The organism is Nocardiopsis salina YIM 90010 (assembly GCF_000341025.1).
Lineage (GTDB): Bacteria > Actinomycetota > Actinomycetes > Streptosporangiales > Streptosporangiaceae > Nocardiopsis > Nocardiopsis salina.
Window position 1 is genome coordinate 1 of the sequence record NZ_ANBF01000233.1, and the last position, 7,943, is coordinate 7,943.

General features: G+C 71.2%; 7 protein-coding genes. 2 read left to right on the top strand and 5 right to left on the bottom strand.

The genetic code is table 11. The features are described from left to right. The first annotated feature begins 10 nt into the window (after positions 1 to 10). A complete protein-coding gene (locus D474_RS0125535) occupies positions 11 to 745 on the top strand; it encodes a cupin domain-containing protein (protein ID WP_026118797.1) in 735 nt (244 codons plus the stop codon). 109 nt (positions 746 to 854) lie between these two features. On the opposite strand, the gene D474_RS0125540 is transcribed toward D474_RS0125535, so the two are convergent. From D474_RS0125540 to D474_RS0125560, 5 genes are read right to left on the bottom strand one after another with little or no spacing between them, the layout of a single operon-like run. Beyond that, positions 855 to 1,184: an L-rhamnose mutarotase gene (locus D474_RS0125540; RefSeq protein WP_017616324.1), complete on the bottom strand. Its 330-nt coding sequence runs from the start codon at positions 1,182 to 1,184 to the stop codon at positions 855 to 857. Positions 1,185 to 1,196: 12 nt separating this feature from the next. Beyond that, entirely contained in the window at positions 1,197 to 2,261 is a 1,065-nt protein-coding gene (locus D474_RS0125545; protein WP_017616325.1) for a rhamnose ABC transporter substrate-binding protein, read from the bottom strand. Continuing rightward, positions 2,258 to 3,334, bottom strand: coding sequence for an ABC transporter permease (locus D474_RS0125550; RefSeq protein ID WP_017616326.1), 1,077 nt, complete (start codon positions 3,332 to 3,334; stop codon positions 2,258 to 2,260). The genes D474_RS0125545 and D474_RS0125550 overlap by 4 nt, the downstream gene beginning before the upstream one ends. Continuing rightward, positions 3,324 to 4,370: an ABC transporter permease gene (locus D474_RS0125555; protein ID WP_026118798.1), complete on the bottom strand. Its 1,047-nt coding sequence runs from the start codon at positions 4,368 to 4,370 to the stop codon at positions 3,324 to 3,326. The genes D474_RS0125550 and D474_RS0125555 overlap by 11 nt, the downstream gene beginning before the upstream one ends. Next, positions 4,367 to 5,845 (bottom strand): sugar ABC transporter ATP-binding protein, encoded by a 1,479-nt coding sequence (locus D474_RS0125560; protein ID WP_017616328.1) that lies wholly within the window; start codon positions 5,843 to 5,845, stop codon positions 4,367 to 4,369. Before D474_RS0125560 ends, D474_RS0125555 begins: the two co-directional genes overlap by 4 nt. A gap of 317 nt (positions 5,846 to 6,162) precedes the next feature. Between D474_RS0125560 and D474_RS0125565 the strand changes: the two genes are divergently transcribed. Next, positions 6,163 to 7,218: a LacI family DNA-binding transcriptional regulator gene (locus tag D474_RS0125565; RefSeq protein WP_017616329.1), complete on the top strand. Its 1,056-nt coding sequence runs from the start codon at positions 6,163 to 6,165 to the stop codon at positions 7,216 to 7,218. Positions 7,219 to 7,943: the final 725 nt, after the last annotated feature.

The following is a 7,943-nucleotide window of genomic DNA, read 5'->3' on the forward strand; positions in this document are numbered from 1 at the left end:
AGTTCACACTGTGAGCACACCGCGATTTCCCGGAAGCACCGCCCTGAGCCGGGTACGCGTCTACGACTGGCCGGCCCCCGACGGCCTGCACGGGGGCACACCGCACGTGCACACCGCCTCCACCGAGGCCTACCTGGTCATCGGCGGCAGCGGCCAGGTCCACACCGTCTCCCCCGACGGGCCCGCGCAGGACCCGCTCTCCCCAGGCGACGTGCTGTGGTTCGGCCCCGGGACCGTGCACCGCCTGGTCAACGCCGAGGACCTCGAACTGGTCGTGGTCATGCAGAACGCGGGGCTCCCCGAGGCCGGGGACGCCGTCCTGACCTTCCCGAGAGAGGTCCTGACCGACCCCGCCGCCTACGCCGAAGCGGCCTCCCTGCCCTCCGACGCCTCGGAGGAGAAGCTCGCCGAAGCCACACGTGCCCGCCGGGACCTGGCGATGCAGGGCTACCGCGAGCTGGTCGCCGCCGTCCGCGAACAGGGGCCGCGGGCGTTGGAGGCCTTCCACCGGGACGCGGCCGCGCTGGTACGCCCCCACGTGCAGCGGTGGCGCGAACTGTGGGAGGAGAGCGTACGAGCCGAGACCGAACGCACGCGCCGTCAGCTCCTGGCCCTGGACGAGGGGGACCCCGGGATCATGAGCGAGGCTTCGGTGGTACGCACCGATCCCCACCCGACCCCCCGCCGGTTCGGCATGTGCGGGCGCCTGCACACCTGGCGCCCGCGCCCGGAGGACCGTCTCTGACCGCACTCCCGCACGTCCGTCCGGTGTTCCTGGTGCACGGGAGACCGGACGGGCGGGCCGGAGCTCGAGCACGGCCCGGTGCGCGGGAGGGGCGCACCGGGCCGCCGGTTCAGGGCAGGTGGAAGATCTGCGTCAACGGAACCATCTCCTCGTCGGCGCGGCCCTCCATGGGTTCGAAGAGCGGCGCCATCTCGGCCTGCCACAGGGCGTTGACCTCGGTCTCGGCCATGGCGGCCCGTGCCCGGTCGAAGTCGTCGGTCTCGAGGTAGCCGACCACAGTGCCGCGCCCGTCGCTGAACAGCGAGTAGTTGCGCCAGCCGGCGGCGGTCAGGGCCTCCTGCATCGACGGCCACACGCGGGCGTGGCGCTCCTCGTACTCGGCCAGCCGCTCGGGCCGCACCCTGAGGACGAAACAGACCCGCTGGGTTCGGGTGCTCAACGCTGCTCCTCCCTAGAAGTCGTGGTCGTCGATGTTGCCGGCGTCGAAGACCAGGGGCGGGCCCAGGACGAGTTCGCCGTCGGTCTCGAAGGTGTACTCACCCAGGTCGCCGGCGGTGAAGGTCTCGCCCTCCGCACCGGTGATCTGTCCGGCCTGCAGAGCCGCACCGGTGTACCCGGCGAGGTAGCCCAGCTGGTGCGGGTCCCAGAGCGCGAACTCGTCGACGGTGCCGTCCTCCACGAACTCCTGCATCTGGCTCGGTTCGCCGAGTCCGGTCACGACGAGCTCGCCCTGGTACTCCGAGTCACTGACGTAGCGCGATGCGGCGGCCAGGCCGACGGTCGTGGGCGAGACGACCGCGTCCAGGTCGGGGTGGGACTGCACCAGGCCCTGCATCTCCTGGAAGGACTCCAGGTCGTCGTCGTTGCCGTAGACGGTGTCGGCCAGTTCCAGGCCGGAGTACTCGCCGTCGTCGAGGATCTGCTCCATCTCCTCGATCCACGCGTTCTGGTTGGTGGCGTTGGGTGTGGCCGACAGGATCGCGAACTCGCCCTCACCGTCGAGCTGCCCGTCGACCATGTCCACCAGGGCCTGGCCGATGAGCTCGTTCGAGGACTGGTTGACGAAGACGTCGGTGCAGTTCGCGTCGGAGTCGTAACCGACGATGACCGCGCCGCCCTCGCGTGCCTCGTTCAGGGCCGGGCAGACTGCGTCGGGGTCGTTGGCGGCGATGACGACGACGTCGCTGCCTGCCTGGCCCGCGGCGTTGATGTACTCCACCTGGGAGTCGGCGGTGGCCTCGGTGGCGCCGCGTTCGGTGGCCTCTCCCCCGAGCTCCTCGACGGCCTCGGTGCCGCCGGCGTTGACCAGGTCGAAGAAGGGGTTGTTGAGCTGCTTGGGCAGGAAGTCGACGGCCAGGCCCTCGGGGATCTCGGCGTCGGGCTCGGCGGTGCCGGTGGGTCCGCCGGCGCCCTCGTCCTGGGCGTCCTCGATGGTGGTGCCGCCGCAGGCCGCAGTCAGCAGGACGGCAGCGGTGAGGGCTCCGAGGGGCAGGAATCGCGCTCGCGGGTCGGTCATGGTGACTCTCCGTCGTGTGTCGGGGGTCGGGGGACGGTGGGAACCCGTACGGGGGCGGGTGTGCGGCGCCGCCTTCTCAGGGACGCGACGAGGTTGGGGCCGACGACCGAGGCGATGAGGATCAGACCGGTGACGATCTGCAGCACGTCGCCGCTGACGCCGAGGAGCTGGAGGGCGTTGCGCACGGTGCCCAGCAGCAGGACACCGCTCATCACGCCGAGGACCGTTCCGACACCGCCGAAGATCGACACCCCGCCCAGGAGGACGGCGGCCACGACCTGCAGTTCCAGACCGAAGGCGGTGTCGGCGCGGGAGGTGCCGTACTGCAGGGTCCAGAAGACGCCGGCGCCCGAGGCGACCGTCCCGCTGAGGGTGAAGAGCCAGAACTTGGTGTGCTCGACCGCGACTCCGGTGAAGCGCGCGGCCTCGGTGTTGTTCCCGATGTCGTACAGGGAGCGGCCGATGCCGGTGGCGTGCAGCAGCACGGCGTACAGGGCGGCCATGGCCAGGATCGCCACGGCGATCCAGGGCAGTCCCTCGATGCCCATGAAGGTGGCGCGGGCGCCGCTGACCCAGTCCTGCGGGTAGGTGGCCACGGCGCGGTCGCCCAGCAGAACGTAGGCCAGGCCCCGGTACAGGGCCATGGTGCCGATGGTCACGGCCAGCGAGGGCAGTCCGAGCACGGTGACGAACAGGCCGTTGAGGGCGCCCAGGGCCGCACCGAGCACGAGGCAGATCAGCAGGGCGGTCTCGATGGGGACACCGGCCTCCCACAATGCCCCGAGGGTGGCGCTGCTCAACGCCAGGGTGCTGGCCACCGACAGGTCGATCTCACCGGTGATGACGATGAGGGTCATGGGCAGCGCCATCAGGGCGATCGCGGCCACGCTGAGCAGCAGGAAACCCATGTTGCGCCCGGTCGCGAACGTGTCGAGGAAGAGCGAGGCGAAGACCAGCGAGACCAGGAGCGCGGCCACGACGGGGCTCTCGCGAGCCGAGAGCAGCGAGCGCAGCCGGCCGGGCCGGGCGCCCGACCGTTCCCGGGGCGCGGGGGCGGTGCGTTCAGGGGCCATGGGTGCCTCCTCCGAGCTTGCGGGTGTTGCGCAGGGCCAGGAGGCGGTCCAGACCGATCGCGGACAGGATGAGCGCGCCGACCACGGCCTGGTGCCAGAACTGGTCGATCTGCCAGATGGGCAGGGCGGCGGTGATGGTGGTGAGCAGGACGGCGCCGAGGGCGGCGCCGTAGACGGTTCCGACCCCGCCGGCGATGGCGACACCGCCGACCACGGCCGCGGCCACGACCTCCAGTTCCATGCCGAACCCGGCGGTGGAGTCGACCGTGCCGTAGCGGGCGGTGAAGAGCACGCCGGCCAGTCCTGCCAGGGCTCCGTTGGCCACGAAGGCGGCCACGACGCGGCGTCCGACGGAGATCCCGGACAGCCGTGCGGCCTCGGCGTCGGAACCGATGGCGTAGAGCTCGCGGCCCGAGCTGTAGCGGGAGAGGTAGAAGCCGAGGGCGAGCACCACCACGACGGCGACGGCCGCGGGCAGGGGGACGCCGAGCACGCTGATCCGGCCCAGGGCGAGGAAGGACTCGGGCATCTGGTGGGCGTTGACCTGGCCGCCGTCGGCCCACCAGTGGCCCAGGCCCCGGTAGGCGTAGAGGGTGCCCAGGGTGACCACGAGCGCGGGTACCTGCACGGTGGCCACGAGCACGCCGTTGGCCAGGCCGCACAGGGCCCCGATACCGACCCCGGCGGCCATCGCCAGAGGGACGGGGATCTCGGGGAAGGCCGCGAAGAGGCTCGCGGTGCCGAACGCCGACAGTCCCATGACCGAGCCGACGGAGAGGTCGACGTTCTTGGTGATCAGGACCAGTGCCTGGCCCACGGCGAGCACGGAGAGCACCGTCGCTCCGAGGAACAGGTCGCGCACGCCCTGTTGGGAGAGGAAGCCGGGGTTCTGGAGCCAGGTCCCGGCGATGAGCAGGACCACGGCCAGCAGCACGCCGAGTTCGCGCACCCGGCGCCGGCGGCGTGCACGGCCCGCCCCCTGCTCCGGGGGTGGTCCCTCGGGACGGGCCCCGGTGGGAGTTGTCGTCGTTGTCATCGGAGGGCCTCGCGGGGGGATCGTCCGGTGGCGGCGTACATGACCGATTCCTCGTCGGCCTCGTCGCGGTCGAGCTCGGCGGTGATGCGTCCCTCATGCATGACCAGCACCCGGTCGGCCATGCCCAGGACCTCGGGGAGTTCGCTGGAGACCATGACCACGGCCAGCCCGTCGGCGGCCAGGGAGGACAGAAGACGATGGACCTCGGCCTTGGTCCCGACGTCGATCCCGCGGGTGGGTTCGTCGACGAACAGGACGGAGGGCCCGGTTGCCAGCCACTTGGCGAGCACGACCTTCTGCTGGTTGCCGCCGGAGAGCGTGGAGACCGGATCGGTGAGTCGCCCGTACTTCAGGTGCAGGCGTTCGCCCCAGCTGCGGCAGGCCTCGTCCTCGGAGCGTGAGCTGAGCAGACCCAACCGGCTCAGGGCGTTTCGGCGGGTGGAGGTGGCGTTGCGGGCGATGGAGGACTCCATGACCAGCCCCTGTTCGCGCCGGTCCTCGGGGACCAGGGCCAGACCGGCAGCCATGGCGGCCTTGGGGCTGCCCTGGGCGAGCGGGACCCCGTCGACGCGGACGCGGCCGGCATCGTAGCGGTCCACGCCGAAGAGGGCGCGTACGACCTCGCTGCGGCCGGCACCCACGAGGCCGGCCAGCGCGACGATCTCGCCCGAGCGGACGGTGAAGCCGATGTCCTCGAAGACGCCGTGGCGGGTCAGGCCCTCGACCTCGAGGAGCGTGCCGCCGGCCTCGGTCTCCTGTTTGGGGTAGAGCGTCTCGACCTCGCGCCCGACCATGCGCTGCACGACGGTGTCCACGTCCAGGTCGGCGGCGGGGCCGCAGGAGACGTAGGCCCCGTCGCGCACGACGCTGATGCGGTCGCACAGGGCGAAGACCTCGTCGAAGCGGTGGGAGATGAAGAGCAGGGCCACGCCCTGGTCGCGCAAGGTGCGGGCGACGGTGAAGAGGCGCTCGGCCTCGACGGAGGACAGCGCGGCGGTGGGTTCGTCCATGACCAGGACCCGTGCCTGCCGGGTGAGGGCCTTGGCGATCTCCACGAGCTGCTGGTCGGCGATGGACAGGCCGCGGGCGGGGCGGTCGGGGTCGACGGGCACGCCCAGGCGGCTGAAGACCTCGTCGGTCTCACGGCGCATGCGGGACCGGTCGATGGTGCGCAGCCGGGTGCGGGGCTGGCGGCCGATGAAGATGTTCTCGGCCACCGAGAGGTCGGGGAAGAGCGTGGGTTCCTGGTGGATGACGGCGACGCCGGCCCTTTGGGCGTCGGCGGGGCGGGTGAAGGCGACGGGGACTCCGTCGGCCTGGATCCATCCGGCGTCGGGGCGGTGCACGCCGGCGATGGTCTTGACCAGGGTCGATTTTCCGGCCCCGTTCTCTCCGACGAGGGCGTGGATCTCCCCGGAACGCAGCTCCAGGGACATCCCCCGCAGGGCTCGCACGCTCCCGAAGGACTTGGCCACCCGGACCAACTCCAGCGGCGGGGGCGCCGGTGGCGACTGTTGCGGCACGAGAGGTCTCCACGTGTGGGGGAAGGGCACCGCCAGGCACCCTCAAAACGTTTTAAGCAGAAACGAATGTTAAGTGGGACACAGGGGGGCGTCAAGTGGATCACGCACGATCGATTCAGGGAAGCGACCCTTCCGGCACCTGGGGCGAAGCCACCGCCGAACCCCGGCCGCCGCGGGATTTCGGGTATAACGGTTTGAGACGTTTCAAGCCTTCGGAGGACACGGCTCCGGCCGACACCTCCCCCGCACCCACCCAGCACGGAGTCCCCTTGCCCAAGAGCACGAACCGGACCTCCGGACCGAACCGGACAGGTATCACGCAGGTCGCCGCCCACGCAGGGGTGTCCCCGGCGACGGTCTCCAACGTGCTCAACCGGCCCGAGCTGGTGGCCGAGGCGACGCGGACCAAGGTGCAGGAGGCGATCTCCGAGCTCGACTACGTGCGCAACTCCTTCGGCAGCAGCCTGCGTTCGGGGCGCAGCACCTCGGTGGGGCTGCTCGTGCTCGACGTGACCAACCCCTTCTTCGCCGAGGTCGCCCGCGGTATCGAGGAGGAGGCCGCCGAGTCCGGCCTGGCCGTGGTCCTGCTCAACTCCGCGGAGTCGCCCGAACGCCAGCGCCGCAACCTGCGCCTGCTCGCCGAACAGCGGGTGGCGGGGGCCGTGGTCATGCCCGTCGACAACGACCTGGCCGACCTGCTGTGGCTGCAGCGCCAGGGCGTGCACTGGGTGGCCCTCGACCGCGGCGACGTGCCCGAGGACGTTGGTTCCAGCGTCAGCGTCGACAACCGGGAGGGCGGCCTGGCGGCCGGACAGCACCTGCTCGCGCTGGGGCACCGGCGCGTGACCTTCCTCGGCGGCGCCTTCGCCATCGAACAGGTGCGCCTGCGCTACGAAGGCCTGCGCGCCGCTTTCGACGAGGCCGGCCTGGACCCCGACGAACACGTGGAACTGGTGAGCCTGGCCCAGCTCAACGCCCACCAGGGCGAGCGCGCTGTCGACCAGGTACTGCTCGACAGCACCGGGCGGCGTACCCGCGCGGTCTTCTGCGCCAACGACCAGATCGCCCTGGGGTTCATGAAGGGCCTGGGCAAGCGCGGACTGCGCGTTCCCGAAGACGTGTCCGTGGTCGGTTACGACGATCTGTCCGTGGCCGACATGGTGCACCCCGGCCTGACCACCGTCGCCCAGCCCAAGTACGAACTGGGCCGTGCCGCGATGCAGCTGCTGAGCGCGCAGATGGACGGCTCCGGGGCGGCCTACGAACGCAAGATCTTCCAGCCCCGCCTGGTCATGCGCGACTCCACGAGCGCCCTGAGGGACTGACGCATCGTGCCACGCCCCGGAGGCCGACCCTGGCTGTGGTTCTCGGCGAGGTTGGTGATGCGTTCGGAGGGGTTCGTGGAGCGGAAGTGATGTTGCCCCTGGACGGGATTGCCGCGGGGTTCGCCTGGGGGTGGGTTATGGAGTGTGGCTTCGGGGCGGGGTGTTCTGGTGTTGCCTCGGGGGTGGTGGTTCGTCGGGGGTCGGGATCGTAGCCCGGCCGGGCCGCTTCGCAACCCGCGTCGGCGCCACCGCCGGACGCGTTCTCTTGTCGGGACGGTGCGGGTGTGGTGGTGGGTCGGTCCCTGGCGCCTCGGGGTGTGCGTTCCGGCCCCTCAGGTCAGGTCCCGGTCGGCAGCGGGGCCCGGAGGCCGTCCGCACACCCGCCACTCCTGGCCTCAATGCCCTGCCGGGAGTGCGCGGGGCCCGCCGTTGCCTCCGCAGGAGCGAGCCGCCGTCCGCACGCCGTAAGCGTTGGTCGCAATGGGGCCACCACAGGGGGTCGGCTTTTTGGGCCGTGGCCCTTGGATCCCGTTCTTTTGGGCTGCCAGGGGCCTCGGGAGAGAGGGTGGTTCGTCGATGCGGGTCGGGTCAGCCCGGCCAACAGAACGGGAGAAAGCACGGCCACGCCCCACTCGCCCCGGTGGGAGAATCTCCGAAACGGTGCGCGGCCGCCCCGGCGCTACCTGCGCACCGCCGCCTTCATCGGCCACACCACCTGCGCCTGG

Bases quoted from the DNA above. Each gene is read 5' to 3' on its own strand.
- D474_RS0125545 (WP_017616325.1), bottom strand. From the start codon at position 2,261: ATGACCGACCCGCGAGCGCGATTCCTGCCCCTCGGAGCCCTCACCGCT.
- D474_RS0125550 (WP_017616326.1), bottom strand. From the start codon at position 3,334: ATGGCCCCTGAACGCACCGCCCCCGCGCCCCGGGAACGGTCGGGCGCC.
- D474_RS0125555 (WP_026118798.1), bottom strand. From the start codon at position 4,370: ATGACAACGACGACAACTCCCACCGGGGCCCGTCCCGAGGGACCACCC.